Below are 25,585 nucleotides of genomic sequence, written 5' to 3' on the forward strand. Positions count from 1 at the left end.
AAAAACAGATTACATCCACATTGGCGCGCTAAATATGGACTTATATTCAAACATTGAATCATACCATATTTCTGAATAAAAAAAAGTAAAAAACAAATAAAGAGTAAAAACTATTGTAACAACAAGGAATACATTTATCCACCATTTTCCATACATTTTTTCAAACATAACAGGAAATGACAAAACACTTAAATAACTAAAATAATACCCCACACGACCTACGAGGGGAGCAACGGTTACAAAAGGGACAAACAAGATATAAAGAGAACTAAGTACTGCTATTACATACATACTATGTTCCACATATTTACCAGAGCGTAATGCTACAAAGAATATACCACAATAATACATAACTCCTAATCCGATAGAAGCGGTAACTGATTCTGTTTCCAAATAAGTTTCATAGCGTTCAAAATTACCAAATTCCAAAAACACAGGTAAAAATTCAGCAGCAATTAAAGAAGCTAACATGAAATAGAACAGGCTTCCCAAAACAGCTCCGAATATTGCTTTTTGTGAATACAAACTTGGAAGTAATCTGATAAAATAAATAGGTAACATTATTAATGCTGATGTATGGATAGTAGAAGCAAGAAAAATACAAGCTGAGTACTTCCATCCATTACCATTAATAATATACTTTATAGCCATCACGACAATGCTCATTGATAAATATTGTCGCATCATAGAACAGCCTGTCAGCATAAATCCACTATTAAATGTAAACAAAAATACCGCCAACCAATACCACTTGGGACTGACATATCTCTTTATCGCCTTATAAAGTATATAATATTCCAAACTGGTCAGAACAAAAACCATTGCAAAAAAACCAAAATCTTTAAATAACATATTTAGAATTTTCCAACCAAATTCAGAATTTTCATCAGTAAATATATCTACAAAATAATCTTTAGAAAAATCATTTGTCAATGTGTTCTTATAAAACATCTTTAAATAAGCCGGATAGTCATTGCCCCAATCATACCTGATACCCATAAAAATAGTCAACACAAAAAAAGACAGCTCCAATCCAATTTTAAAGAACTTATAACGAGCCAAATATGCCAAAAGGACAGCTATTAAACCAAAAAAGATTGTATAAGTCATCAGCCTACGATCTTTCTATAAATTTCGATTGTCCGTACTGCATTCTCAATGGGTTCATGTCTTCTATGCGCTATTTCACCTCCACCACTACCCGTATATTCACTGCGACTAAAAAAATCACATATCAATTTAGCCAACATTTCCACTTCCTCAAACCGATACATTCCTCCTCGTTCATATCCATTCATCATGCCCGGTATTCCTCCTACATACGAAGCTATGCAAGGCACTCCCATTATCTGAGCCTCGCCGAGTGAATTTGGACTATTCTCAATGGCTGACGGGCAGACAAACAGGTTAGCCCGTAAGTATGCGCTGCACATATCCTCCTCCGAAAGCATCCCGGTGAAAGTTATATGAGGTCTAAGACCGAGCTTGTTGATTAGATGAAGCAGATACTTCCCATATCCGGTTATGCGCCACCATGGCTTCGCCGTAGGGTCGTCTCCTGCTACATATATTTTTGTGTCAGGATACTCTCGTAATACCAAAGGCATTGCCTCAAGCAATTTATGCAGTCCCTTTATCGGATAGCTCGCCTGCGAAACAAATATCGTATGCGGTTCACATTTATCGTATGACCATTTATGATTGTAGAATGAATCGCGAAGCGTTTCGCCACAGTAATGGTATTGCGCATCCGGATTAATAGCCCATGCATGCGCCTTGTCCCAATCAGTACGTCCGATTATGTGCCCGACACTTTGCAAAAGCCTGATTTCGTCTTGTCCCCGCTTTTCAAAGCTTTTCTGTCCTTTCAGCAAATTGTCGCATTTGACAATATCCCGAAATGTTAAACACTTCTTTACGCTCGTAGAATCAATACCTGCGGCATAATATCGCGCATAGCGCGATATTATGCCCTGTATTGATACTACAACACCGGATGATCCACAAGCATTGACATAAGCCAATCCATGCGGATATTCAGAACCATGTATATGCACCACATCAGGTTTAAATTCTTCTTTGACAGTTTTCCAATAACTTTCAAGATGGGTATTGTAGCTAATGTAAGATTTACCTCTGAGAGGAAGATTGTACCATGTTATTCCATTGACTTCCTGCCGAATAAAATCATTGCCACTATAGACGGTAGCGACTGCAAATTCGTGCTTCGAACCGGCCGCTAATCGCTTCAAAGAAGAATACATCCACCCTCCTACCGCAGGAACCGGCATCTGCATGGCTTTGCAAATCGGGGGCAACATGATATTGGTAATCCACAATATTTTCATGACATTTTGGCAATTTTCTGTCGTTCCTTTGGAGGCCGATGGGTAAATAAGAGCAATATGATGTTGACTATACCGAACACTATATAAGATATTACCGTCATCCAAGCACCACCGTAAAAGCTCCATTTGTCGACAAGCATCGGCAGACATGCCACTATGAAGAGACTGCCGATAATCGAAGTGTAAAGATACAGCCGAGGCCGGTCGGTAACTATCGAATAATTGTTTATAAGATAATAGATGCCGCTCGTCACCGTACTCAGTGCTATGATACGCGCATAGGGCGTCGAAGCGAGGTATCGTCCGGCGGTGAGCAATGAGATTATATAGGGGGCCAAAGCTATAAACGCCGTTGCAATAAGGATAAAGCAACATATTTCCAAAGCGCATATGCCGGCATAGCGGCGGTATTGGCCTTTGATGACAGTTTCGTATAAATCGGGCTGGAATGTGTTGCCGACAGCGGTAGAGAATGTGGTGAGGTACGCTGCTATAGATGCCCCGACTATATAATAACCATATTCAGAGGTTTCTCCCACCGATTCGAGGTATGTCGTTGTGAATCCGCTGGTAAAATATCCAAGCATTGCACTAAGAGCCAAAGGGAAACAAAATATTAAAACTTTGCGGACATCTGAAAAATTTGTCCGTACATGCCATGAATCCCGGAAGAAATACAGCATTGTGCAGAAAACTGAGGCATTGCACACCAATGGTCCAAGTAATTTGCCAAAGGCTCCCCATTTCAGCCAAACTACAAAGAGGAGCGTACATAGAATGTTCAGCAATCCATTGGCCGAGGACAACCAAAAATAAGCCTTGGCTTTTTTCTCCATGCGGTATTGAGCCAGCTGAAGGTTAAGAAGTCCTGTAAGGGGCAAAGCGAATACCATAAGCGCCAGATATGGCATTATGGGAAATGACAGGTCGATTGCGAAATAAGCCAGATAGATATACAGCAATACGAAACATACTATCGAAACTGTACCTGAAAACCAGATGGTAGCCTTTGCAATGACGGCATACAACCGGCGGCGCTCTTCTTCATTGCGCCTGAAGTACTCTTTTATATAATAGTGAATCATATAAAAGATAATGACCGGACTTATGAGCGATGAAAAGGATACATAATACCCCGAAGTTGCGTAGTCTTCGGGACTCATGTTCTTAGCAACCCACGGATTTGAGACCAAACCCAACAGCATCGGAACTATCGATGCACCAAAATAGGTGGTCAGATTACGTCCGTATGCCAATACCTTACTCTTATATCCCATAAGCATAAATCGAAGTGCGGTATATTTAATGAATTGATTACTGTTTTGAGACTTTAGCGATAAAGTCCGTACAACGTTTAATCATTTTTTTTGCAATTGGCTTGTAATCATATTTATTACAGAAATTAAAATCTAATCCAATTTTTGCATTAGTGATGTCGCACTTTATCGAATCGCCGTCGATTCTAATTACATGAAACAACTCAACAAGTCCGTTCATGCGACAATTGTGAACAAGTCCTAAATTTTGGTTGTGGACAAAAAGAACCGGAGTGTTTAAGGCTAAGCATGGCAAGGCGCAATGGATTCTACTGGTCACGACATATTTTGCCGTAGCATATTCTTTGAGCAAGCTATCTGCGTAATCAAATTTCTCTTTATCCGACTTGAATTTGTCATAAATTTCATGCTGTTTGTAGTGCGCCTGAACTAGTACTTCATCCTTAAATATTTTAGAATACGTCGTGTAGAAAGCGGCAAGCCTACTGCTTTGTAGCTGAATACCAAATTCAAGCATACTATTGGCTATCTGCTTCAAAATTCTTCTTTTGAATAAAAGATTCATGATACATTTTACCATGAATCTTGGGGTACGTGCAAGATGAGAATTTACATCCGTAAATATTATTTTTTCTTTATCCACATATTCACGTTTGTAGGTTTCGCCTAAAGTCAATGTTAAACATCCACTGAAATATGCATTTACGCCATGCTTTTTTAAATTCTCAACTGTATAATAGTCTCGACAACCTATAGGTTCATGAGATTTAAGGTAATTAATACTTTCAAGCGAAAGCATACTCTTTTCTGCCAACTTATTGATGTGCAAGGCGACAAACAATGGATGAATTCTATTATGTGGCGGCCAGTTTTCCGGATTGTGCATATACCATCCATTTGCTATCAATGCGATGTCATCGCCAGGATTATCATTAAGGTGCTCTCTATTTAGATATGCATTAACTTGCGGTAGGAACTGTGCTGCCGCAATACTTTGGATATAATCTCCGATATTGAAGATTCCACTTTTGTTGTGTGGATAGACTAATAACCCGTATCTCATTTTTTGTATCTTTGAAGTCTTTGAAGAACTATCAATTTTATCTTTTGCAAAAAATTCACATTTGGAGAAACAAAAGATTTAAAGTGGTCTCGTTCGTATCTCAGATCTATTTCTATTTTGGACGGATGTCTATTTGCCTTAAATCCTTCATCAACAGTTAGCGTTACATACGAGGATTCTTCAGTAGCTGGATGTGTGCCTTCTACGCCGATATACTGAATAAGATTTTTTGCAGGTACAATCGCCAATGAATTATTTGCCCGTGAATGTAGTCCATATTGAAAATCCCAAACATGGAAAACCATAGAAGTATCGGCGATGGTGTTTTTATAGCGTTTGTTGAAGAACTTGACCTCTTCTTCTGATGCAAACTGATTTGAATAGCCTCCAGTTTCAAAAAAGTTTTTAAGTTCCCTCATCTGCATATCAAAACCATCCCATGTTCGTTTCCAAGTAGCCCAACCCCAAGTCGGTGCGTATTGAGTAAATATATAGTCTGCTTTTTCAAAACACTTATGACCGGTCAAATGAGAACGTCCACTTATATGTCTAACATTCTTATTTTCACGATACTTATGTAGCATTTCCGCACAGAATAGGAAAAAAGCTTCTGTAGGGATGCAATCATCCTCAAGAATTATTAACTCATCAACCAGCCCAAAAGCCCAAGAGATTGCAGTGTATGGTCCATATCCACAGCCAAGATTATTATTAAGAAACAGTTTATTGACATTACAATCCCAATCAATTGCATTAACCAAGTTTTCAATTTCTTTAGATGCGTCCTTGTCTGATTGAGAGTTGGGGCGAGGTCCATCCTTAAAGACATACAAATTTGATACTTTACATCTTTTCAAAGCATCAAGCATACGTACCGTATAATCCGGACGATTGAATGTTATTAGCAATACAGGAGTATCCATTCTATTTTCTCATATTAGTAAGTGTCCAAGCACAAAATTCAGCCATTGATAAGCCTCGGTGTCAGCGATACGTAAACCACCACTACAGCGTACTCTTGTCAATCAACAAGTTACGTCCATGATAAAGTAAAAAACTTTTTGATTTCATGTTTTGCCCTGTCAGGCAGCTTTCTCCTGTCCCTGTTTTGGACGGGGAACGTATTTATTGTTCACAGGCTTGACAGAGCCAGGTTGGGAAAGATGGTTTTCCTTACCAGGGAAACCACCTTTCCCTGATAAGGGAAGACACTATTCCCCGATAAGGTAAAAATGATTTACCAACTCTATCCAATCCTTGCTGCATTGTCTTCTATCTTCCACTCTTCGATCGTACGCTTCTCCGTACTGAAATTGATCTCCACCTTCACCACCGGAAGACCGCAGAGCGTAGCATACTTCATCCCTAATCGCACCACGTATTACTTAGAGCAACGAGGAGAAAGACTTTTATAGACATTCAGTCCCCCTTTATTGGTCGGATAAATAATAGTATCTATGAAATAGCATTTCCCATCTATGCCATAAAGGACATTATTAGGTACCGCATCAAATATATCATAGACCCCATTCGTATAATATTCTCCATCCAACTCGGCAGTAAAACCGTAAGACAATAGTGAAGTACGAATCTCTTCCTCTGTAGCCTCTCGCTCTGATCGAACAAAAGGCTGCGTCAATACGGCACAGACATTTTCTGAGGTATTCAATGAAAATCCAATTAGATCGTATGCACAATCAGGAAAATAGTAATTATGAACGTTGATTCTTTCCGGAGGGCTTCAATTTGGACTCCCTTGCAATACGTTGTTCCCGCAAGCGCTTGAATTGACTCAAACGTTCGGTAAGAGATAGAGGCTGCCTCTGCCAAGACGCTATGGAACGCTTCTTTGCCTCTATATCCAAAAGGTGACGTTCGTTTAATTGAGTCATAATCGTTCATTTCTATAATGATTCTGAGACAAAGATAGATTTTTTTGGCACATAACAACAGGGAGCCCATTATTTGATTCGTCCGTACTTTCACCCTTGCATTTCTGAGACCTTTCAATTGTCAAGACCCAGCCTTACTCTCTATGGTAATTAAACGAGATTGAGATGCCAAATAGGATGCCATCATGACAAACTCCGGAGCGTACGAAGCACCAATCATCGGCTTCTCGTCACGATAATAATATATCCCCGCATGATACTGATTAGGGGAATGTGGATTCACCATGACCTTGCAATGATACCCTTGCGTTTTCACTCTATGACATGAACCAACTGATAATTCAGCATAGCCATATAGCGTATCTCCCTCTTTGCGTGGCTTGAATTTTACGTTTTCCCTTGACGGAACCTTGAGTGCAATTCTCCAAACAGAAAGGTAGCTTTCAGGATCACCACTCTTTAATATCGCAAGAAAAAAAGCGGATGGAGAAATCGCTCCGTCCAGAATCATCGACGGTGAGAAGAGAATACGAGCTATCATTTCCTCATCAACCAATGTTTGAAGTTCCGGCGAATTACCCATTGTAATCGAGCAGCAAATGTATATTCTCAATCACTTTCACTACTCGATTTGCCTCAAATGACTCTTGCCCCATCATTTTGCTCTCACCTTTCAGTGCGGCATAAGAAAAGTCATTATTGCCAATGCTTAAAGAGGCGACATCGCCATTTTTGATGGACAGAAGCAGGGTTCCATTAGGACTGGGGAATAAATTCCAACATTTAAGTTCCAATCCGGAAAGAGAATCAATTACCCTCTTCGTGTTCTCGTATGCCTGTTTTTCCAACGGTGAAGCCCCATAACCATCCCAATTATCATATTGGAGGTTTGAATATAGTGACTCAAGACGTTGTAACATCCGTGTTTTTGAAACAAAATCATCTGATAATTCAGCTGCTAATCCTACCTTTAACGAATAATCATGAAAGGAAGAGCCACTCTGTTCCACAACACATTCCGGAGCAGAAGATGCAGCCGTAGCCTCATAGGTCCCCATGCTAATGGACAGCGCAGACATAACGGTCAGTACGAAAGTACTGTGTAAACTATGAGAATGCGAAATCGGATCCGCCAATTTGAAATTCATCTCGTTCATTTTGACCTATCCATTAGTCCGATGATATCGGGTGTTATTAAATCATGGAACGCCCCATATATAACATCATTCAGCATTGAAGAAACACTGAGAACGTCCGAAGTTTTTACATTTGCAGCTGTTGCCTTCAGTTCCAAAACCAAACGCAGATTATGCTCATCGATAATCTCTACGAAGAAATATACAACAAGACGGCCATCACCCAAATCGACATTTGCCTCTCGGCTCAATTTTATAGGCTTTGGGCTGTCATCCGGCACATTGAGTTTAGCGACCTCTCGGATGTTTTCATCAGCGAAAGTATACGGAATTGCCGATTTGTACGCATTCATAATATCTTCAGCACTCAAATCCCATTGATTATTTTTCTTGATTGAGAGAGAACTGACGTTGCTAATCCGCATTATTTGCAGGAAAGAGACCAGTTTGCCAATGTTCGGCTGCATAGTGTCGGCAAAAGACTTGTAATCCTCTGCTCCAACTAAAACGGATGAATTAGTGTTGTGAAAATCAAATGACAACGGCTTTCCCTCAGCTGTTAATTTAATCGATGCAAGTTCAGGATTATCATGCGGGTTAAAATCGACACCAAAATTATCCTTGAAAAACGTTGTAAGGGCTTCTGTTTGGGATGACAACGATATATCCGCATACTCTACATCAGCAGACGCACTTCGCATAAAGGTTCTATTGTAGACTTTATGCTCACTATTTTGATATGGATTATGTATCGAAACCATCGTTTTATGGCACAAAGATAGATTTTTTTTGGCACATAACAACAGGAAACCCATTATTTGATTCGTCCTTTAGCCCCTCCTAAAAATATCCCTCTCATAGACCTGCCCTTTAAGGCGACTGCCATAGCGGTTGGCGATGATGGCGCGGGGCTGCTTACGGATAGAGCCAAATAATCCTGCATGACCTTCTCAAAGTAATCTTTGCTTTCCATTTCTAGGGGTGGTTTGTCTCATCCTTCCCCTAGCACATACTTCCTGATCCCATACCGGATGCTCGGTACATTCGCCCCGTTCACGAACGTGAGGTGGGGCAGGATGGCGTTGATGAAGGCCCGGCTCTTGACCAGCTTACGGGGAGACGAGTAGTCGGCCAGGATATCGTTGTAAAGGTCCGTCAATACCGTCTGGCAAAGGACGACCGTGTCCGGGCAGGCGCATAGGCGAGCCTCGTAGGCAAGACGGACCGCCTCGTCCGGGATGAACAAGGCCAACGAGGAGGGTTCAGCCGTCGCCGAAGGGGCGGGAGATTTTACCGGAGGAGAGGGTGACTCATGAAGTCCCGACTCCGCGGGCGTAATCCAGCGTTCCGTCCGCGTCACCGTCCCGTCACCACAATGGATGTTCTGGATGGCGATGGTGGCATTGGGCAGGATCTGCACGTTACCTCCATTGATAGTATAGCCAGAACGTGCCTTTTCCGCCCGCTCTTGATTTTCTGTCATATCTGTTTCAAAATATTAAGTATTAACAATAATCGCCCCTTTCACGGGAGCCTATTTATCTCACACAAGCCTGTACCGCCCGGATACGATCGCAAAACCGACAAAAGGACGGGGAATCTTTCAAATCTTGCAATCTTGCAAATCTTGCAGGCGACAATTTCCTCACACACACGAGCGCGCATGACGCGTACATTATAAAGGGTCCGTAAGCAGTTTGATTTAAACATCAGATATGCTGACATAGCACAGGGGGCTGTGAAAGACTCCCTTCTTTCATGTGGTTGACGGATGATATTCTTCTATCCTCCAATCTCCCAAGGTTCTTCGCTCACTGTCAAAGTTTATGCCTACCTTCACCACCGGCAGTCCGCACAACGCGAAGCGATCGGGATAGTTTTTCAAGTCAATCTGCCGCATGGCGGCATCCGCCGTTTTATCCAGTTTCAGCTCTATCACATAGAGCGTGGCCTGCGTGCGCATCACCATATCCACACGCCCGCGCGGAGTGCGCACCTCCACATCCACATACATGCCCAGCAAACTGAAGATGGTGTAGAGCAACGATTGGTAATGCCCCTCGTAATCGGTATTGTCGCACTGCGGCACGGTGGCAAGAAATGTCTGCAGCAAGCGCAAGCCATCGTCCAACCGTTCCTCGGAAATGGCTTCAAACAAAAGTGCCACGGTCGTAAGCCCGTCCATGGTGTATTGATGCAGATATCCGGGCAACAAGCTCTTCATCAACCCCATGCGCACTTCTTTATTGGGGATATCCAACGTATAGAGCTGTGTAAGCGGAGAATAATCCTTTATCGTCACATACCCGCTTTGATAAAGCAACGGGGCGATATTGGTCATCCGTTCCGTAGGGGCGTCGAACGATTCGGCAAGCGCTTTCCGTTCGCCTACCTGCTGCGGTTTTACATGGAACTTGTTCAGCATCTCTATCAGATAGACGGGAGTTCCGCTACCAAACCAGTAAGAATTCATCTTGCCGTCGGCAAAAGCGTTCAGCAGGCTGAAAGGATTGTAAATATCGGGCGACGGCCAAGTGAAATGATAACCGTCATAATTTTTTTTCAATTCGGCAAGCACCTCCTCGCGGGTCAACCCCATGCGCATGGCCAGCAGATTCAAATCACGGTCCATCTGCGTCTGCATTTCCTCTTCGCTTATACCGCAGATAGCGGCATAAGGTTCGTCCATGCTGATATTCTTGATATTGTTCAGTTCGCTGAAGATGCTTAGCTGGGAGAACTTCGTGATGCCGGTCAGGAAAACGTAACGCAGATAAGGGTCGCAAGCCTTCAGTGGACTGTAAAAATTACGCATCATATTGCGCAATGCAGGCAAGTCCTTCTCTTCGTGCACCACATCGAGGAGCGGGGCGTCGTATTCGTCAATGAGGACTACCACCTGCTTGCCGGTCTGCCCAAAGGCACGCAAGATAAGTCCGGAAAAGCGGTCATTCAGAGTCACCTCCTCCTCTTTATGCCCATACACCTCTTCATATCTGGACAATTGGACACGCAGCATCTGTTCCAGCCGTTCCTCATCCACATGTTTCGCCAGGCTCATGTCAAAGTGAAGCACCGGATACTTGTTCCATTCCGTCTCCAGCTTCTCCATGGCAAGCCCTTCAAACAGTTCCCGGCAGCCCTCGAAATAAGCGTGTAACGTGCTGGTGAGCAAACTTTTGCCAAAACGTCGCGGACGGCTCAGGAACAGATATTTGGCATCGGAATGCGTCATACGATACACATATTCCGTCTTGTCAATATATAAATAGTTCTTCCTGCGGATTTCCGAGAAAGTTTGTATTCCTATCGGGTAAAGTTGCCGTTGCTGCGTCATATATGTCCCTCCCTCGCGCATTGTTTACTTATCTTATCGACCCGAAGAATGGCCTGTATTTCTTTTGACTGTAAGCGCATAATCCCACTTTTTTCACAAAGATAGGAAGAAATATCGAAAACGGAAATTATTTACGCAATAACGCATACTTCATCTCCGCCCGCCATACGCCCCAGGGGTGGTTTATATTTATTTTTATCCTCTTCTCATCCACCGTACGTCCGTTTTCGTACCCGTCTCGTCCATCGCTATTCCGGGACCGGGCGGAAACGCATTCCTTTACCGGCGATAACCAAATCATCAATTAATTTTATCCGATCATGAAAGAGTCTATCTTTTCCTTTTTCAATGCCCCCGTCACCAATCAGGTGCCGAACGGGGTTGTCTGTGTCAGCCAATTGCACGCCTATATCACCGCCAACGAGTGGCTGCGCGAGCGTACCGACCGGGTACGTGCCGCATCAAGCGACGAGAAGCGATTCAGGCGACTGAAACAAAGTTTGCTACCTTATGTCACCCCCGCCGGGGTCTTCTCCTACCGCAAGGAAGACTTCCTGCTCGTGCCCTCGGGCGAGTTCGTCATCGACATCGACCATCTCCCCTCGCCCGAGGAGGCGATCCGTTGGCGAGACACGCTGTTCGCCGACGAGCGGCTGCGCCCCGACCTCGCCTTCGTCAGCCCCAGCACCACGGGCGTAAAACTCATCGTGCCTTACCGCCTGTCCGTTACCGCCACGATCGAGTGGGCTTTCGACGAGGCTCGACGATCGGCATGGGAATACCTCAAGTGGAGATACGGCTTGGAAGCCGATGCCTCGAACGCCGACCTCTCACGGGCTTGCTTCCTTTGCCACGATCCCTCGGCGAGGCTACGAGACCGGAATCGCTGATAGCGAACAAGTGACAGTTATCGTTTATAAATCCATATTCACCATTTATTATTCATTATGAATCCTTTATCTGATCTGGAGCGGCTCGTGGCCGCCATCGAGAAACAGGGGGCGAACATCGCTCCCACCTATCAAGCGTATATGCCGATCGCCTTCGCCATCGCCAACGATTGCGGAGAGGCGGGACGGCCGTTCTTCCACCGCATCTGCCGCTTGTCGGAAAAGTACGTGTCCGACGAGGCGGACAAGCTCTTCGACCACGCCCTCAAGGAGGGCAACGGACGGAACGGGCTGGGATCCGTATTCCACTGGGCCGAGATCGCCGGTGTAAAGCCGGACAAACAGCTCGCCGAGACCGCACGAGCCTATACCGCCGGATGCGATTCCCTCACTCCTGAGCGTGCGCATGACGCGCACACCATAGAGAGCCCGGAAACTCTCCCCGCTTGCTTCCCCGAGAGGCCCTGGCCCGCCTTCCTGAGGCGACTGCTGGATTGCGGGAACTCGCCCGCGCAACGAGACATCCTGCTGCTGGGAGCCGTCACCGTGCTGGGAGCGACGCTCAACAAGCGACTGAGGATCCTCTACGGAAGGAAGTTCCAGTATCCCTGCCTGCAAACTTTCATCGTGGCGCCACCCGCCTCCGGAAAGGGGGCGCTCACCTGGGTACGCCGGCTGGCCGAACCCTTCCATGACGCGTTGATGGCCGATTACCGGGAGAAATACGATCGCTTTCGCACGGAAAAGGCGGAATGGGACGCGCTGGGCAAGCAACGCTCCAAGGTACCGGAACCGAAACAACCCCCCTTGAGGATGTTCCTCATCGCGGGAAACAACTCCGGGACGGGTATCCTGGAGAACTTGATCGAGGCCGAGGGGATCGGGCTGATCTGCGAGACCGAGGCCGATACCGTGAGCGCGGCGATCGACACCGAGCACGGCCATTGGAGCGATACCTTGCGCAAATGCCACGACCATGAGCGCCTGTCGTTCAACCGACGCACGAACAAGGAGTACCGGGAATGCGCCGCCGCCTACCTGAGCGTATTGCTGAGCGGAACGCCCGCGCAGGTCAAGCCTCTCATTCCTTCGGCCGAGAACGGCTTGTTCTCTCGCCAGCTGTTCTATTTCATGCCTTCCATCAATGAGTGGACGAGCCAGTTCCATGCGGACGAGGTGGATTACGACCAGCGTTTCATCGAATGGGGCCGCCAGTGGAAACAGGTCGTAGACCGGATCGCGAAGGAGGTGAACCTCATCCAGCTGAGACTCTCGGAGGAGCAGGAACAACGCTTCGACCGGCATTTCGCCCAAATATTCAGCCACGCCGGATGCTTGAGCGGAGGATCCATGCGGAGCACCGTGGTGCGCATAGCGATCAACGCCTGCCGGATCCTGAGCGTGGTGGCCCTGCTGCGGGCGGTGGAGAGGCTCCTCCCTCCCCAACAAACCCTTCCCAACGCGCAATTCTCCATCCTCAAGATCCCCGGTCTCTCCCCCTCGGAGGAGATCCCGGAGGAGAATGTCCGCGACGGCATTGTCCCGAAGCTCGACCTGCGGGTCACCGACGAGGACTTCGAGTCCGTGATGTCGCTCGTCGAGCCTCTTTACCGCCATTCCTGCCATATCCTGGGGTATCTCCCATCCGTGGAGCTTGTCCCGCAACAGGCTACCCCCTTGGAGTCCCTGTTCAAGGCCCTCCCCCTGGAGTTCTGCAGGAAACAGGCCGCCCAGGAGGCGGAGAAGAACGGGATCTCGCCGAATACCCTCGATTCCTGCCTGCGAAGGATGGTGGAGAAAGGGACGCTCGTCAGGAACGGGAGGGGCGAATACGCGTTCGCCTCGCGCGTGCGCACGTGTGTGAGAGAAAAGGAGGTTTGAAAGAAAGAAAGAATGAAAGTTTCACGATCCTGTCATTCCGGATTCATAACTCATAAATCATAACTGAAAATGTCTTTGCCATTAAGAAAGTCCGAGCTGGCGGCACGCTATTTCCCGGAGCTGGCCTCCCACCAGGCCTGCAACCGCCTGCGCCGCTGGATCGTCCGATGCGCCGAGCTGCACGACAGGCTGCGGGAGACGGGATACCGCCCCGAGCAACGTATCCTCACGCCTCGGCAGGTGGGGTTGATCGCCCGTTACCTGGGAGAACCGTGAGGCGAATGCCCATTCTAAGCTTCTTTGAATGCCCATCGTAAGCCTCTTACAATGCCTATTCAAAGGAGCTTACGATGGGCAGCGTAAGGAAACGCCGGTTATCAGCGTGCCCTATGTTAATGAATCCTTATTCCTTACCCCGGGCATCAACCGGCATCACGGCTCCTTACGGCGGCACTTATCTTTGTGACGTTGATCAACCAATCATTAATCTTCGAGTATCAATCTTTAATTATCAAATTATGCCACAAGCATTTCAAGCACGAAAGTTTTTTGTTCCAAAAACGGATCCCAAGCAGGAGGTGTACAAACCGGTGCCTTACTATTTCGGTACCCTATCCACTCAAGACGTGGCGGACCAGATCGCTGAGGAGTCTTCGCTCACGAAGGGTGACGTATTGAATGTGTTGGATCGCTACCAGCGCTATGTTATCAAGAACTTGCAGAAGGGCTACAAGGTAGAGCTGCTGGGGTTCGGAACTGTCTATAACCGATTCGTCACGGAGAAGGGGGTGCCGACCGCCGAGGAGGTCAAGGCTACGCATATCCGGACGATCGTACCGGGATTCTCGCCTTCCTATACCCTACTGAACGGGGCACGACGCTACTCGCTGCTGGGCGAGAAGACTTCGCTGCTCAAGGTCTCGATACTCGGGACGCCGGTGGAGGAAGGTGGGAGTCCTGACCTGGATTCGCCCAACGAGGTCTAGTGTTACTTGCTATTCATTATTCACTGTTCATTAAATTAGATTTATCATGAAAAAGTCTGTTTGGAGTACTGTTCTCAAAGTGATCATCGCTGTTGCTACCGCTATCGCGGGGGCTCTCGGCATAACGGCTTGCGGATTATGAGCAAGGCTTATTGCTTCTACCAGAATTACAGGGAGGTTCGCCTCCTTGTGATTCATTGCTCGGCGACGCGATATGACAGGGATTTTCCCGTGGAGGCGCTCCGTTCATCGCACAGGGCCCGGGGGTTCGCCGATATCGGCTATCATTTCTACATCACACGAGACGGGGTTCTGCATCGCTGCCGACCGGTCAACCGGATCGGGGCGCACGCCGCCGGATGGAACGACCGGAGCATCGGTATTTGCTACGAGGGTGGCCTCGATGAACGGGGTCGTCCTGCCGATACCCGGACTTACGCCCAGCGCTGTACCTTGATGGATCTGCTACGGCAACTGCGGAGGGATTACCCCGAGGCACGTATCTTGGGACACTATCAGCTTAGCTCCTATATCCGTAAGGCTTGCCCTTGCTTTGACGCGAGGAAGGAGTATGAAACCTTATAAATCATGCCTGTTTATCCAGCGCCTCGTACTTGGAGTGCCGGCTCTTGAACTCGGGCACGATCGCCTTCATCTTGCCCACGATGGCCATGTCGTCTCCCGAGCGGCCCAGGCCGATGAGCCCATATATCTCCCGGCGGACCGTGTCGTAGTCGTACTCCCGCACCTTGGCGATCTTGATCTTCGGATGGAAGGTGGGCAGCGTGACCTCCTTGTCGTTCAGTACCTCCTCGTACAGCTTCTCGCCGGCACGAAGACCCGTGAACCGGATCTCCACGCCCTTGGCGCCCGACAGCTGGATCATGCGCTTCGCCAGGTCGAGGATACGCACGGGCTTGCCCATGTCGAAGACGAAGATCTCCCCGCCGTGCCCCATCGTGCCCGCCTCCAGCACCAGCCGGCAGGCCTCCGGGATCAGCATGAAGTAACGGATGATATCCGGGTGCGTCACCGTCACGGGACCGCCCCTGGCGATCTGGTCGCGGAACAACGGGATCACGGAGCCGTTAGAGCCCAGCACGTTGCCGAAGCGGGTCGTGACGAACTGCGTCACGCCCCCCACACGGCCCTCCTTGACCGCCTTGTCGAGGCTCTGCACGTAGATCTCGCAGATCCGTTTCGAGCAGCCCATCACGTTCGTGGGATTCACCGCCTTGTCCGTGGAGATCATCACGAACTTCCTCGTGCCGTACCTCACGGCCAGGTCGGCGATCACGCGGGTCCCCCCCACGTTGTTCCCCACGCTCTCGCGAGGGTTGTCCTCCATCATCGGGACGTGCTTGTAGGCCGCCGCGTGGAACACGTAGGCGGGGCGATGCTCCGAGAAGATCTCCTCCATGCGGGGCTTGTTGGCGATGTCCGCCACCAACGTATAGGCGTTGATGCCCCGCCAATCCCTCGCCATCATCAGGCGGATGTCGTGCAAGGGGGTCTCCGCCTGGTCCACCAGGATCAAGCGCTCCGGGGCGAACGGGGCGATCTGACGCACCATCTCGCCCCCGATGCTGCCGGCGGCCCCCGTTATCAAGATGCGTTGGCCGCGAAGCAGGCGGCCTACCGCCTCCATGTCTATCTCTATCTTTTCCCGCGGGAGCAGGTCCTCGATCTCGACCTTCCGGAGTTGCGTATGCGTCAGGTCGCTCTTCCCGTCCCACTCGCGCGCCGCCGGCGTCACGTAGATCTTGATCCCCGCCTCCGCCAGGCGGGCCACCATATCCGGCTGCTCCCGGATGGAGTCGCCCTTCAGGGGTGAGACGAAAAGGATCGTCGCCCGTTCCCGGCGCATGGCGGCGATCAGGTCCCCGTCGAAAGGGTACACCCGTACTCCCATCAGGACGCGGTTCTGCATGTCCCCCGCCTCCGAGACAAAACCCGCCAGCACGTACTGCGCGGGATCCTGGTTCTGGATGCTCTTCGCCAGGCTGATACCGCCCCGCTTCACGCCGAGGATAAAGGCACGCTCCGCTTTCGCGAGGCGGAAGGTCGTCACGTAGAGGTACTTCACGGACACGCGCGTCGCCCACATCAGGCTCATCGCCAGCAGGGAGGATAGCACGAGGTCCCGTTTTCGGATATACACCAGGTAGGGCGAGAAGTCCGTGAGCTCCTGGAAGGCCACCACGCAGACCGCGCCGAACAGCACGGCGAGCCCCACCCGCTGCAAATCCACGAAGGAGGAGTAACGAAGGATGCCCGAGTAGGTCCGGAACAGCCGGAAGCCCGCCAGATAGGGCAACAGGCAGACCCCCCACGTGAGCGACAGGTGCCAGAGGATACCCGTCGTGGCGGAGATGCCGTTATTCAACGCGTAGACCAGCAAGCCGGAGAACAGGATCACCCAGCAATCCAGCAGGATAATGCTCCAATACGGCAGCGCTTTCCTTGAGAAATACCACCTTGAGAGCTTGGAAAAAAGGTTCATCTTGAGTAAACTCGGGGGGTTCATGTAAGCCGGGGCAAGCCCTTCACCTCACCGGCGTGCCACTCTTGGTAGGCCGCTATGGGAAGCCCGGGGACGGTCAATAGCTTGTAATCCTTATCGTCCTTTTTAAGGATGTGCGCACGGGTATATACTTGGAGCGAGCGATCCGTCACGGAGACCATCACCACCGGGAAGGGGTAGCCGAGCAGGCGCATCGGCGTGATCTCGCTGTCCGGGAACATGCGGCGTAACTGGTAGGCCGAACGCTCGAAAGCCACCCAATAGGGTCCCGTGCAATACAGATGTATCGCGTTTCGGTTCGCGCGCTCGCGATCCATGATCTCTGCCAAACGCTCGTTCAGCAACCTCACCAAACGGACGCCGGAAGGAAGGGAAGAGATGTCTCGGACCATGATTGTCGATCTAGGATTTAAACGGTCAATGTTATTCGTGCCTCAGCCACCGGTCGTAATCGGCCAACCGACGGATCAAGGCTGATTTACTCTTCTTCGGGGAGGATTCCCGGCTCCACGGGTCCACCAAATCGTGCGCCATCTGCCGGTAGATGCTGCTGTCCGTGCAGCCGTAGAGCGTCACCAGCAACAGGGCGCGGGATTGCGGCGCTTTCACCGCAGGGAGCATGCCGCGCATCGTGGCGAGCAAGCGCACGAACTCATCCTCCTCGCCCAACAGCTTGTAGGCGGAAAGGAGCGACGAGTAGATCTTGCAACGCATCACGTCCGTCTCCGCGCGGAGCGAACCGTAGGATCTCAACACCTCACGCGCCAAGCGCGTATCCCCCTCCGCTACGCTGCCGGAGGCGTGGTAACGCCCCAAGGCGTCGTGCAAGCCCTCCCGCAGGCGGTCGTTGTCCAGGTGGGTATAGGCGTGCTTGCCCTTGGTGTTCAGCTCGATCAGCTCATACTCGCCCGGCTTCACCTCGAACAGGGGAACCCACATGCAATCGAGGATACGCGCCATGACATCCTTATGACCGCCGCCCGGCTGGATCACCACCTCCGCCTCCATCCCGGCGAAATAGCCGGACGTGATGCGTACGCGGTCCCCCTTCAGCAGGCGGCCGCTGTCCGGGACGTACACCGGAAGCTCGTTGGAATACGATCTCGCCACCCAACGCAGATTCTCCATCTCGCTATCCGACAGGTAAGGGAAACGGGTCGCGTCTCCGGAAGAGATCCGGGGCAGGAAATTGTACAGGGGAAGCGTGCGCTTCATCCGGAAGATCTCCTCCACGGAGGAGCGGATAAACACGTAGTTGAACAGCAGGGGACGCCTCGTGTTGACCAGCTTGCCGCCCACCTTCCTCACCTCCACGTACGAGGGGGCGAAATACTCGAACAACGTCTCCCCGCGACGCTCGCGCCGGGAAAGCTCCACGTCCAGCCCCCTCGAGGGGCTGATCCTGTCGCGCCTGCCACCCGCTGCGGTAGGGAGCGTCAGTACGTACCAGCGAACGGTTCTCAGGTCTTGACGCTTACGAACCTGCGCCATGCCCCTGTCCGGGCAATCGTTCCTCAAAGCATTTATCGACATGATTCTCTTTTCCTCCCTGATTATGCCAGGACCTCCCAAGGCGAACGGCAATTCAAAGCCCTGCCAAGGCAATCCTGTTTATCCTTGACACACAACATTTTACGTATTCAATTATGGCATCTCTGAAAATTACCATCGCCCGAGAATATTAAGCTACTCGGGAAGTAGCGTAAAAGCTCGTATTAGGGGGAACAGATGGCGCAGACCGGGCAGATGGACCGGATATTTATTTTTTTATCTATAAAATCCACGTCCATACGCATCATCTGCGTGCCACTTCAAGCTCTTGGATGAATAAAGGCAAAAGGGGAATCCCTTCTGCCCGGGTTGTCATGTCCATAAGACAACAAAAAAGGCAGAACCACACATGTGTTTTATGAAATTAGGCAGATCGCCCCTACGAAAAAGAAAGTTTTCTCCTTGGAAGGCTTGCCTATTATCTTTTTTTGCTACATTTGCGCCGTGAAAGAATACGCTACTTCCCGAGTAGCTTAATCCCTTACCCAGCCCCGGATACCGGTTTGTACACGCTCTCGAAACAAGCTTGGTTCACCGCCGACAAACGTTCCAACGAGAAGTTCTTCAAATAGATCTGCGTCGTGTTGATCGACTTATGCCCCAATAACTCGCTGATCACCTCGACCGGCACGTCCTGCTCCTTCAAGAGCGAGGCGAACGAGTGGCGGATCGTGTACGAGGTTAACGGGCAGGTCACGCCGCAGGCCTTTGCCAACCGCCTCAGGTCTCGATTGAAGCGAAACAAGGCCGCGTTGTATTCCTTGTAGGCCGCCTCATCCGTTTTCTTCCCGCTCAAAAACGGGAATAAATAAGGCGACTCTTTGTCCGTGCAGGCCGCTAATTCGTCCAGCAAAAGCCGCACCCCGGCGGGAATCTCCACTTGGATGAAAGACCCGCTCTTCCGCCGATGGTATGACAAGACCCCGTCCTTGATATTCTCCCTTTTCAGGTGGGCGAAATCCGCGAACGCCATACCGCTGAACGAGAACATCAGGCTAAAGGCCAGCCGGGTTCTCCGCATCTTCGGCCCGACTTCCGGCGCTCCCATCAACGAGCGCAAGCTTCCCGCCGGCAACGCTCTCTTCCGCTTGCTCTCCACGCCCGTGAATATCCCCTTGAACAAAAGAGGAATATAGGGAGCCTCGCCCGCCTCCACCGCCAAGTTGTAGATGTGACGAATCCGACGCATATAGGTGGACACCGTGTTTGGGGTGCATCCATTGCCCTGCAACCACGACTGATAGAGCCTGAGTGTCGCGTTATCGATACTGGTATAGGGTATCTCATCCGATCCGCGGAAACGCTTGAATGAGTTCAGGGCGTCTTGATAACTCTTCGCCGTGGAATGACGCCCACACGCACGCGACTTGGACATGTACGCCAACGTGCCCGCTACAAAATTCTTTTCTTTCATATCTCGTTTTTCTAAATTAAGTACAATTCGGATACAAAAGAAAAAAAAATCTCCGGTACGCTTTTCGGAAAAATCCTTCCGCTAAGCATACCGGAGAAATGGGCTATTACTGAGCCGTATGTGCTAAAGAATGCGCTCCTTCCTATCTCCTCAATTCCATCTCGTCCAATAGATAACCGGCTCCGGCATATTTATCGATTACGAACAGGACATAACGGATATCTACGATAATACTGCGTTGATAGTCGGGCAGATATTGGATATCCCCTCCTACGCCTTCCCAGTTGCGGTCGAAATTGATGCCGATTAACTCTCCTTGTCCATTCAATACCGGACTTCCGGAGTTTCCTCCCGTTGTATGGGTCGTGGCACAGAAGGCAACCGGCATTTTACCGTTCGGCATCTTATACGGGCCAAAGTCTCCGGCTTGATACAATTCCTTCAAACGAGCGGGAACCACAAATTCCCAATTCGTGGAATCCTCCTTCTCCATGACGCCGTCCAAAGTGGTTTGATGGCCGTAATAATCGCAATCGCGAGGGCTGTAACCTTTCACCTGCCCGTAAGTCAGGCGAAGCGTAGCGTTCGCGTCCGGGAAGCTGGCCAAGTCTCCATACATCGCTAAAAGCCCTTTCACATACGTACGATGAGCGATCGCGTAGCCGGCATCAAAATCGGCCAAGGCCTTATCTAACGCATCTTTCTCATCCTTTACAGATCGCGCGAACCGGATCATCGGGTCTTCTCTCAACGCTTTGACAGACGGATGCTCCTTGAACGCGTTAAAGTTCTTCTCGCTGCCATAGATCGATTTATCAAACAGATACTCCACGAATTTATCCACATCCCCCTTAAACGTACTATCGATTACAGAGAAATAGGCCGGCTGTGACTTCGGAGCGACCAAACGCCTATATTCCTTTAGCATGACTTTCGCGATCTTCTTATCAACCATCGGCGCGTAATCCTTATCCGCGAAACGATGGAAAGCCTGCTCCAACTGGGTGAGCTGTTTTTGTTGCTCGGAACGATCTGTCCCCTCCAAAGCCTCACAAACAGGCTCGATATCGGTCGGCACTTTTGAGAACTCGATACCGCGGCTCAATGCCTCATTCAACATCCAACTGCGGAAACGCAAATCCTTTCGATCGCGAACGATTTGCTCCAAGGTCAGGAGCGCTTCCGGATAAGCCGGCTCACACCGCTCCTTCGACCAAGCGATCAAACGATCCTGCTCTTTGTTTTTCACCTGCTCAAAATTACGTTTGTTGATCGCCCAGTTACTGCCGATCGCGTTCTTATAAGCGTTCGTAGAACCCGCGTACTTACTGGCGTATTGAATCCGGACGCGCGGGTCTTTCAGCATTTCTTCCAGCATCGCCTCTTGACGGAGATTACGGATATTGATACGTACCGCGTTATCGATATCCCGGCGCTCGGCTACCTCCCATGAGGTATAGTATTTGTTGGTACGACCGGGGAAGCCCATGATCATGGCATAATCGTTCTCCTCCACACCTTTCAAAGAAAGCTTCAACCAACGTTTCGGGCGAAGGGGGACATTGGTCTCCGAATAAGGCGCCGGATTCCCGTTCGCGTCGGCATATACACGGAAAAGGGAGAAGTCGCCGGTGTGGCGAGGCCACATCCAGTTATCCGTATCCGCGCCGAACTTACCGATGGAAGAGGGGGGAGCGCCGACTAAACGGACATCCGAATAGATCTTCTTGGTAAACATATAGTATTTATTACCTCCATAAAAGGCCTTGATCTCAACTTCCGTACCGGGGTGATCCTGTAAGAACTTCTCACCTACTTTCGCTTTAGCGAGCTCATTCAGGTACTTGGCGGACATGAATTCCATGCTGTTCGGATCCGTGATCTTTTTCAGTTCCGCCATCACATAATCCGTCACGTCGTCGATCTTATCGATAAAGGCAACCGTCAATCCCGGATTCGGAAGCTCCTTATCCCGAGACATCGCCCAAAAGCCGTCCGTCAGATAATCATGTTCCAAGGTACTATGCCGTTGGATGCTACTATAACCACAGTGATGATTCGTCAGCACCAACCCGTCCGGGGAGATCATCTCGCCCGTACAACCTCCGCCAAAACGAACCACGGCATCTTTCAGGGAAGGAGCCTCGGCACTATACACTTCTTGATCGCTTAATCGCAGGCCCAGAGCCTGCATCTCCGCAAACTTCTGTTGCTTCAATAATGGGAGCAGCCACATGCCCTCGTCGGCCAAGGCCGGAAACGCCAATATAGCGGCCGCCACAGATAAAAACAGTTTCTTCATGTATTTGAACTATTAAAAGGATATTTTGTCAACATCGAATTGTAATAACGGCGATCTCCGCTTACCTCCTTACCCAGCCAAGCCGGTTTCTCGAAAGGCTCGTCCTCAGACGATAGCTCGATCTCCGCGAGAATCAACCCTTCATTCGCTCCGTGGAAAACATCGACTTCCCACGTATGGCGGCCTTTGGGGACCAGATAACGAACCTTTTCGATCGCGCCCGGCTCGCAAAGCTCCAGCAACCGCTCGGCATCCTCCGGAGGAATCTTCTGCTCGAACTCATAACGGCTCAAGCCTTTCTCATCCGAAGCGCCTTTGATCGTAAGGAACCCCTCCCCTCCCCGGATACGAATACGAACCGTACGCCCGGGCCGCGAGCAGATATATCCCTGCACGATACGGGTGGAGCTGACAGCCTCCGGCAAGAAATCGCCGGAGACCAAGAATTTCCGTTCAATCTCAATGGCCATGTCTCGAGGTATCCGCTTTAATCGTTACCATCGTCGCGCCAAAACCATATTCGCGGAAAGAAGCGTCTTGAAAATAGTGTTGCTTGTAACGGGTCTTCAAATCCTTCTCGATCGCCTTACGCAACACACCTTCACCCTTTCCATGGATGAAGACTATCTTCTGTCCGTTATCCAGAGCGTACTGATCCATCACCTCGCGGAATTTTCCCAACTGGTATGCCAGCATATCCGCGGGGCTCAATCCATTCGTATTATCCAACAACTCGGTTATATGCAAGTCCACCTCGAGGATCGCGCTATTGGCCGGCTTCTTTTTCACGGTTTGCCGGGAATTCTTACGTTCCTCGCTCGCCTTCCGCTGCATGGCCTCTTGCAACTCCGTGGCGGAGACCAGTAATTCTCTCTCGGGCAAGTCATCGCGGATAATCGGATAAACCAGGGCATCCTCCTCAAAGAAATCATTCGCCATAAAGCAGTGAAGCTTATAGAACTTAACCGTATCCAAGCGCAACTCCACCGATACGGCGTTTTTCAACGAATAGGGTTTATCCTTCTTGAAAGCGATCAGTTGCACACAGATCCTTTCCAGCTCATTCAACTCCGGCTTACCGAACTCCTCCAGGAATATTTTCGTGTTCGGCTCGATCATCCCGTTGTAACGGCTCGTCCAGCTACTATTCGTCCGGTTCATATAATTGAAGAACAAATAGTAATTGCTATCATTCACGAAATAGGTCTCATAGCCGCATCGCTGGAACGCCTTCGGATCGACCGGAAGATAAGCCAGATACACATTCAGACGCTCTCCCTCCGGTGTCTCCTCGATCGCTTCCTCTTCCGGCTCGGGCTTTTTCGGGGAGGGAGTCTCTACCGGGGCCTGTACTTTCGGGCGGTTCGAGCTACGCACTTGCATATCATTCCCCCCAACCACGACACACTCCTTGATCAAGGCAGGAACCTCAAACCCATCCTCATCCTCAACCAACACTTGATCCTTTCCGCAGAATCCACGTACGACTCCACCTCCCACACTGTTCAGGAAACGAACTTTATCACCTACATTCATCGTATACACCTTTATTTATTCATTTAGAAGGCAAAGGTATATAAAAACCTCCGCTTTTTTACGCGAGCTGAATAAAAATCATGAACAGGCAAATGGAGCCATGCCATCAACTCTAATAAAAGTTAAAGCGATCCAATCCGGCGAGGAATCCTGCCCCGTTACCTATATTTGCCCGCGAATTAGTCGCAAACAAGTAACAAATGAACCCACGAGACATACGTATTGACCAATATGACTATTCGCTCTCCGATGAGCGGATCGCCAAATTCCCCTTACCGAAACGGGATGAGTCCAAACTCTTGCTCTACCGTAACGGAGAAATCAGCGAAAGTATCTTCAAGCATATCACGGATTATCTCCCCCCAAACACCTTGATGGTATTCAATAATACCCGGGTCATACAAGCCCGCCTGCTCTTCCGGAAAGAGACCGGCGCACGTATCGAGATTTTCTGCCTGGAACCTTTCGCGCCTCACGATTACGCCTTGATCTTTCAGGAGACCCGACGCTGTAGCTGGACGTGCTTGGTTGGCAACCTTAGGAAATGGAAAGAGGGCACTTTATCCAGAACGATCTTCATCAAGGATCGACCGGTCGTGCTGACCGCGGATAAGAAAAAATCTCAGGGTGACACCCATTGGATCGAGTTCACCTGGGATAATGAGGCTTATACATTCGCCGATATCCTGGATGCCGCCGGAGTCTTGCCGATTCCTCCCTATTTGCGCAGGGAGACAGAGAAGAGCGACCTACAGACCTATCAAACCGTTTATTCCAAGGTAAAGGGCTCTGTCGCCGCGCCGACCGCCGGGCTTCATTTCACGCCGGAGGTACTTGCCGATATAGATGCCCGGGGCATCGGACGGGAAGAGGTCACCTTGCATGTCGGAGCGGGTACCTTTAAACCGGTCAAAAGCGAAACGATCGAAGGACACGAGATGCACACGGAATTTATCTCCGTCCGCCGCAGCTCCATCGAACGCGTGAAAAACAACCTGGGAAATGTCATCGCCGTAGGAACGACTTCCGTACGGACCTTGGAAAGTCTCTATTACATGGGCGTGATCCTGGATCGTAACCCGGAAGCGACCTCCGAAGATCTCGTCGTAGGACAATGGATGCCTTACGACACGAATAACAACCGGCTGACAGCGGAGCGATCCCTTCAAAACATCCTCGACTATCTGGACAAGCATCACGCGGATACGCTGGTAACGGCTACGCAAATCATCATCGCCCCGGGCTATGCGTTCAAGATCGTGAGAGGAATCGTCACCAACTTCCACCAGCCCAAAAGCACCTTGCTCTTGCTGATCTCCGCTTTCGTAAAAGGAGACTGGAAATCCATCTACGCATATGCCTTGGCACATGATTTCAGGTTCTTGAGTTATGGAGACAGCTCATTGTTATTGTAACAGACATACAATAAGATTCCATACGATTCGTTA

The 25,585-nt window shown here is 49.6% G+C and carries 29 protein-coding genes; 7 read left to right on the forward strand and 22 right to left on the reverse strand.

Annotated features, from left to right (window positions below; translation table 11 throughout):
* Window positions 1-9 precede the first annotated feature (9 nt).
* The 15 genes from G7Y39_RS02410 to G7Y39_RS02475 all read right to left on the reverse strand — a co-directional run bounded on the left by G7Y39_RS02410 (window position 10) and on the right by G7Y39_RS02475 (window position 11,354).
* On the reverse strand, window positions 10-1,110 hold the full coding sequence (locus G7Y39_RS02410; protein ID WP_165154727.1) for an EpsG family protein: 1,101 nt from the start codon (window positions 1,108-1,110) through the stop codon (window positions 10-12).
* Window positions 1,110-2,348, reverse strand: coding sequence for a glycosyltransferase family 4 protein (locus tag G7Y39_RS02415; RefSeq protein ID WP_165154728.1), 1,239 nt, complete (start codon window positions 2,346-2,348; stop codon window positions 1,110-1,112). The genes G7Y39_RS02410 and G7Y39_RS02415 overlap by 1 nt, the downstream gene beginning before the upstream one ends.
* Window positions 2,345-3,604, reverse strand: coding sequence for a lipopolysaccharide biosynthesis protein (locus tag G7Y39_RS02420; protein WP_165154729.1), 1,260 nt, complete (start codon window positions 3,602-3,604; stop codon window positions 2,345-2,347). The genes G7Y39_RS02415 and G7Y39_RS02420 overlap by 4 nt, the downstream gene beginning before the upstream one ends.
* 58 nt (window positions 3,605-3,662) lie before the next feature.
* Complete coding sequence (locus G7Y39_RS02425) at window positions 3,663-4,688, reverse strand: polysaccharide pyruvyl transferase family protein (protein ID WP_165154730.1); 1,026 nt, start codon at window positions 4,686-4,688, stop codon at window positions 3,663-3,665.
* Window positions 4,685-5,611 (reverse strand): hypothetical protein, encoded by a 927-nt coding sequence (locus G7Y39_RS02430; protein ID WP_165154731.1) that lies wholly within the window; start codon window positions 5,609-5,611, stop codon window positions 4,685-4,687. Before G7Y39_RS02430 ends, G7Y39_RS02425 begins: the two co-directional genes overlap by 4 nt.
* A 323-nt stretch (window positions 5,612-5,934) precedes the next feature.
* Entirely contained in the window at window positions 5,935-6,063 is a 129-nt protein-coding gene (locus tag G7Y39_RS13795) for a hypothetical protein (RefSeq protein WP_255453002.1), read from the reverse strand.
* Window positions 6,064-6,069: 6 nt separating this feature from the next.
* On the reverse strand, window positions 6,070-6,414 hold the full coding sequence (locus tag G7Y39_RS02435; RefSeq protein ID WP_165154872.1) for a hypothetical protein: 345 nt from the start codon (window positions 6,412-6,414) through the stop codon (window positions 6,070-6,072).
* A complete protein-coding gene (locus tag G7Y39_RS02440; protein WP_165154732.1) occupies window positions 6,401-6,580 on the reverse strand; it encodes a hypothetical protein in 180 nt (59 codons plus the stop codon). Before G7Y39_RS02440 ends, G7Y39_RS02435 begins: the two co-directional genes overlap by 14 nt.
* Before the next feature lie 121 nt (window positions 6,581-6,701).
* Complete coding sequence (locus G7Y39_RS02445) at window positions 6,702-7,163, reverse strand: hypothetical protein (protein ID WP_165154733.1); 462 nt, start codon at window positions 7,161-7,163, stop codon at window positions 6,702-6,704.
* Entirely contained in the window at window positions 7,156-7,737 is a 582-nt protein-coding gene (locus tag G7Y39_RS02450; protein WP_165154735.1) for a hypothetical protein, read from the reverse strand. Before G7Y39_RS02450 ends, G7Y39_RS02445 begins: the two co-directional genes overlap by 8 nt.
* Window positions 7,734-8,477, reverse strand: coding sequence for a hypothetical protein (locus G7Y39_RS02455; RefSeq protein ID WP_206225138.1), 744 nt, complete (start codon window positions 8,475-8,477; stop codon window positions 7,734-7,736). Before G7Y39_RS02455 ends, G7Y39_RS02450 begins: the two co-directional genes overlap by 4 nt.
* 53 nt (window positions 8,478-8,530) lie before the next feature.
* A complete protein-coding gene (locus tag G7Y39_RS02460) occupies window positions 8,531-8,689 on the reverse strand; it encodes a hypothetical protein (RefSeq protein WP_165154739.1) in 159 nt (52 codons plus the stop codon).
* 18 nt (window positions 8,690-8,707) lie between these two features.
* Window positions 8,708-9,199: a hypothetical protein gene (locus G7Y39_RS02465; RefSeq protein WP_165154741.1), complete on the reverse strand. Its 492-nt coding sequence runs from the start codon at window positions 9,197-9,199 to the stop codon at window positions 8,708-8,710.
* A 273-nt stretch (window positions 9,200-9,472) separates the two neighbouring features.
* Window positions 9,473-11,053 (reverse strand): ATP-binding protein, encoded by a 1,581-nt coding sequence (locus G7Y39_RS02470; RefSeq protein ID WP_165154874.1) that lies wholly within the window; start codon window positions 11,051-11,053, stop codon window positions 9,473-9,475.
* Between the two features lie 127 nt (window positions 11,054-11,180).
* Window positions 11,181-11,354, reverse strand: a complete 174-nt coding sequence (locus tag G7Y39_RS02475; protein WP_165154743.1) for a hypothetical protein — start codon at window positions 11,352-11,354, stop codon at window positions 11,181-11,183.
* A gap of 19 nt (window positions 11,355-11,373) precedes the next feature.
* On the opposite strand from G7Y39_RS02475, the gene G7Y39_RS02480 reads away from it, so the two are divergent.
* The 6 genes from G7Y39_RS02480 to G7Y39_RS02505 all read left to right on the forward strand — a co-directional run bounded on the left by G7Y39_RS02480 (window position 11,374) and on the right by G7Y39_RS02505 (window position 15,395).
* Window positions 11,374-11,943: a BT4734/BF3469 family protein gene (locus G7Y39_RS02480; RefSeq protein ID WP_165154745.1), complete on the forward strand. Its 570-nt coding sequence runs from the start codon at window positions 11,374-11,376 to the stop codon at window positions 11,941-11,943.
* Between the two features lie 57 nt (window positions 11,944-12,000).
* The gene (locus G7Y39_RS02485; RefSeq protein ID WP_165154747.1) at window positions 12,001-13,824 is read left to right on the forward strand and encodes a DUF3987 domain-containing protein; all 1,824 of its coding nucleotides are present in this window, start codon (window positions 12,001-12,003) and stop codon (window positions 13,822-13,824) included.
* A gap of 69 nt (window positions 13,825-13,893) precedes the next feature.
* Window positions 13,894-14,100, forward strand: a complete 207-nt coding sequence (locus tag G7Y39_RS02490) for a DUF4248 domain-containing protein (RefSeq protein ID WP_165154749.1) — start codon at window positions 13,894-13,896, stop codon at window positions 14,098-14,100.
* Window positions 14,101-14,342: 242 nt separating this feature from the next.
* Window positions 14,343-14,810, forward strand: coding sequence for an HU family DNA-binding protein (locus tag G7Y39_RS02495; RefSeq protein ID WP_165154751.1), 468 nt, complete (start codon window positions 14,343-14,345; stop codon window positions 14,808-14,810).
* Between the two features lie 46 nt (window positions 14,811-14,856).
* On the forward strand, window positions 14,857-14,952 hold the full coding sequence (locus G7Y39_RS02500) for a smalltalk protein (RefSeq protein WP_165154753.1): 96 nt from the start codon (window positions 14,857-14,859) through the stop codon (window positions 14,950-14,952).
* On the forward strand, window positions 14,949-15,395 hold the full coding sequence (locus G7Y39_RS02505; RefSeq protein ID WP_165154755.1) for an N-acetylmuramoyl-L-alanine amidase: 447 nt from the start codon (window positions 14,949-14,951) through the stop codon (window positions 15,393-15,395). Before G7Y39_RS02500 ends, G7Y39_RS02505 begins: the two co-directional genes overlap by 4 nt.
* A 1-nt stretch (window position 15,396) precedes the next feature.
* On the opposite strand, the gene G7Y39_RS02510 is transcribed toward G7Y39_RS02505, so the two are convergent.
* The 7 genes from G7Y39_RS02510 to G7Y39_RS02540 all read right to left on the reverse strand — a co-directional run bounded on the left by G7Y39_RS02510 (window position 15,397) and on the right by G7Y39_RS02540 (window position 24,137).
* Window positions 15,397-17,313, reverse strand: coding sequence for a nucleoside-diphosphate sugar epimerase/dehydratase (locus G7Y39_RS02510; RefSeq protein ID WP_165154757.1), 1,917 nt, complete (start codon window positions 17,311-17,313; stop codon window positions 15,397-15,399).
* Between the two features lie 20 nt (window positions 17,314-17,333).
* Complete coding sequence (locus tag G7Y39_RS02515; protein WP_165154876.1) at window positions 17,334-17,714, reverse strand: hypothetical protein; 381 nt, start codon at window positions 17,712-17,714, stop codon at window positions 17,334-17,336.
* Between the two features lie 43 nt (window positions 17,715-17,757).
* Window positions 17,758-18,867, reverse strand: a complete 1,110-nt coding sequence (locus G7Y39_RS02520; protein ID WP_165154759.1) for a transcription termination/antitermination protein NusG — start codon at window positions 18,865-18,867, stop codon at window positions 17,758-17,760.
* Window positions 18,868-19,366: 499 nt separating this feature from the next.
* Window positions 19,367-20,299 carry a site-specific integrase gene (locus tag G7Y39_RS02525; protein ID WP_165154761.1) on the reverse strand — a complete coding sequence of 311 codons (933 nt, stop codon included), beginning with the start codon at window positions 20,297-20,299 and terminating at the stop codon, window positions 19,367-19,369.
* A 142-nt stretch (window positions 20,300-20,441) separates the two neighbouring features.
* Window positions 20,442-22,601 (reverse strand): S46 family peptidase, encoded by a 2,160-nt coding sequence (locus tag G7Y39_RS02530; protein WP_165154763.1) that lies wholly within the window; start codon window positions 22,599-22,601, stop codon window positions 20,442-20,444.
* Complete coding sequence (locus G7Y39_RS02535) at window positions 22,598-23,071, reverse strand: CYTH domain-containing protein (protein ID WP_165154765.1); 474 nt, start codon at window positions 23,069-23,071, stop codon at window positions 22,598-22,600. Before G7Y39_RS02535 ends, G7Y39_RS02530 begins: the two co-directional genes overlap by 4 nt.
* Entirely contained in the window at window positions 23,061-24,137 is a 1,077-nt protein-coding gene (locus G7Y39_RS02540) for a DUF2027 domain-containing protein (RefSeq protein WP_165154767.1), read from the reverse strand. The genes G7Y39_RS02535 and G7Y39_RS02540 overlap by 11 nt, the downstream gene beginning before the upstream one ends.
* Window positions 24,138-24,337: 200 nt before the next feature.
* On the opposite strand from G7Y39_RS02540, the gene G7Y39_RS02545 reads away from it, so the two are divergent.
* Window positions 24,338-25,552 carry an S-adenosylmethionine:tRNA ribosyltransferase-isomerase gene (locus tag G7Y39_RS02545; protein ID WP_165154769.1) on the forward strand — a complete coding sequence of 405 codons (1,215 nt, stop codon included), beginning with the start codon at window positions 24,338-24,340 and terminating at the stop codon, window positions 25,550-25,552.
* The last annotated feature ends 33 nt before the right edge of the window (window positions 25,553-25,585 follow it).

The sequence above is a fragment of the Parabacteroides sp. ZJ-118 genome, from assembly GCF_011038785.1.
GTDB lineage: Bacteria > Bacteroidota > Bacteroidia > Bacteroidales > Tannerellaceae > Parabacteroides.

Excerpts from the sequence above, each read along its gene's own strand:
- G7Y39_RS02410 (WP_165154727.1), bottom strand. The coding sequence starts at position 1,110 with ATGACTTATACAATCTTTTTTGGTTTAATAGCTGTCCTTTTGGCATAT.
- G7Y39_RS02415 (WP_165154728.1), bottom strand. The coding sequence starts at position 2,348 with ATGAAAATATTGTGGATTACCAATATCATGTTGCCCCCGATTTGCAAA.
- G7Y39_RS02425 (WP_165154730.1), bottom strand. The coding sequence starts at position 4,688 with ATGAGATACGGGTTATTAGTCTATCCACACAACAAAAGTGGAATCTTC.
- G7Y39_RS02430 (WP_165154731.1), bottom strand. The coding sequence starts at position 5,611 with ATGGATACTCCTGTATTGCTAATAACATTCAATCGTCCGGATTATACG.
- G7Y39_RS02440 (WP_165154732.1), bottom strand. The coding sequence starts at position 6,580 with ATGACTCAATTAAACGAACGTCACCTTTTGGATATAGAGGCAAAGAAG.
- G7Y39_RS02445 (WP_165154733.1), bottom strand. The coding sequence starts at position 7,163 with ATGGGTAATTCGCCGGAACTTCAAACATTGGTTGATGAGGAAATGATA.
- G7Y39_RS02450 (WP_165154735.1), bottom strand. The coding sequence starts at position 7,737 with ATGAACGAGATGAATTTCAAATTGGCGGATCCGATTTCGCATTCTCAT.
- G7Y39_RS02455 (WP_206225138.1), bottom strand. The coding sequence starts at position 8,477 with ATGGTTTCGATACATAATCCATATCAAAATAGTGAGCATAAAGTCTAC.
- G7Y39_RS02460 (WP_165154739.1), bottom strand. The coding sequence starts at position 8,689 with ATGGAAAGCAAAGATTACTTTGAGAAGGTCATGCAGGATTATTTGGCT.
- G7Y39_RS02465 (WP_165154741.1), bottom strand. The coding sequence starts at position 9,199 with ATGACAGAAAATCAAGAGCGGGCGGAAAAGGCACGTTCTGGCTATACT.
- G7Y39_RS02470 (WP_165154874.1), bottom strand. The coding sequence starts at position 11,053 with ATGACGCAGCAACGGCAACTTTACCCGATAGGAATACAAACTTTCTCG.
- G7Y39_RS02475 (WP_165154743.1), bottom strand. The coding sequence starts at position 11,354 with ATGATTTGGTTATCGCCGGTAAAGGAATGCGTTTCCGCCCGGTCCCGG.
- G7Y39_RS02480 (WP_165154745.1), top strand. The coding sequence starts at position 11,374 with ATGAAAGAGTCTATCTTTTCCTTTTTCAATGCCCCCGTCACCAATCAG.
- G7Y39_RS02485 (WP_165154747.1), top strand. The coding sequence starts at position 12,001 with ATGAATCCTTTATCTGATCTGGAGCGGCTCGTGGCCGCCATCGAGAAA.
- G7Y39_RS02490 (WP_165154749.1), top strand. The coding sequence starts at position 13,894 with ATGTCTTTGCCATTAAGAAAGTCCGAGCTGGCGGCACGCTATTTCCCG.
- G7Y39_RS02495 (WP_165154751.1), top strand. The coding sequence starts at position 14,343 with ATGCCACAAGCATTTCAAGCACGAAAGTTTTTTGTTCCAAAAACGGAT.
- G7Y39_RS02500 (WP_165154753.1), top strand. The coding sequence starts at position 14,857 with ATGAAAAAGTCTGTTTGGAGTACTGTTCTCAAAGTGATCATCGCTGTT.
- G7Y39_RS02505 (WP_165154755.1), top strand. The coding sequence starts at position 14,949 with ATGAGCAAGGCTTATTGCTTCTACCAGAATTACAGGGAGGTTCGCCTC.
- G7Y39_RS02510 (WP_165154757.1), bottom strand. The coding sequence starts at position 17,313 with ATGAACCTTTTTTCCAAGCTCTCAAGGTGGTATTTCTCAAGGAAAGCG.
- G7Y39_RS02520 (WP_165154759.1), bottom strand. The coding sequence starts at position 18,867 with ATGTCGATAAATGCTTTGAGGAACGATTGCCCGGACAGGGGCATGGCG.
- G7Y39_RS02525 (WP_165154761.1), bottom strand. The coding sequence starts at position 20,299 with ATGAAAGAAAAGAATTTTGTAGCGGGCACGTTGGCGTACATGTCCAAG.
- G7Y39_RS02530 (WP_165154763.1), bottom strand. The coding sequence starts at position 22,601 with ATGAAGAAACTGTTTTTATCTGTGGCGGCCGCTATATTGGCGTTTCCG.
- G7Y39_RS02535 (WP_165154765.1), bottom strand. The coding sequence starts at position 23,071 with ATGGCCATTGAGATTGAACGGAAATTCTTGGTCTCCGGCGATTTCTTG.
- G7Y39_RS02540 (WP_165154767.1), bottom strand. The coding sequence starts at position 24,137 with ATGAATGTAGGTGATAAAGTTCGTTTCCTGAACAGTGTGGGAGGTGGA.
- G7Y39_RS02545 (WP_165154769.1), top strand. The coding sequence starts at position 24,338 with ATGAACCCACGAGACATACGTATTGACCAATATGACTATTCGCTCTCC.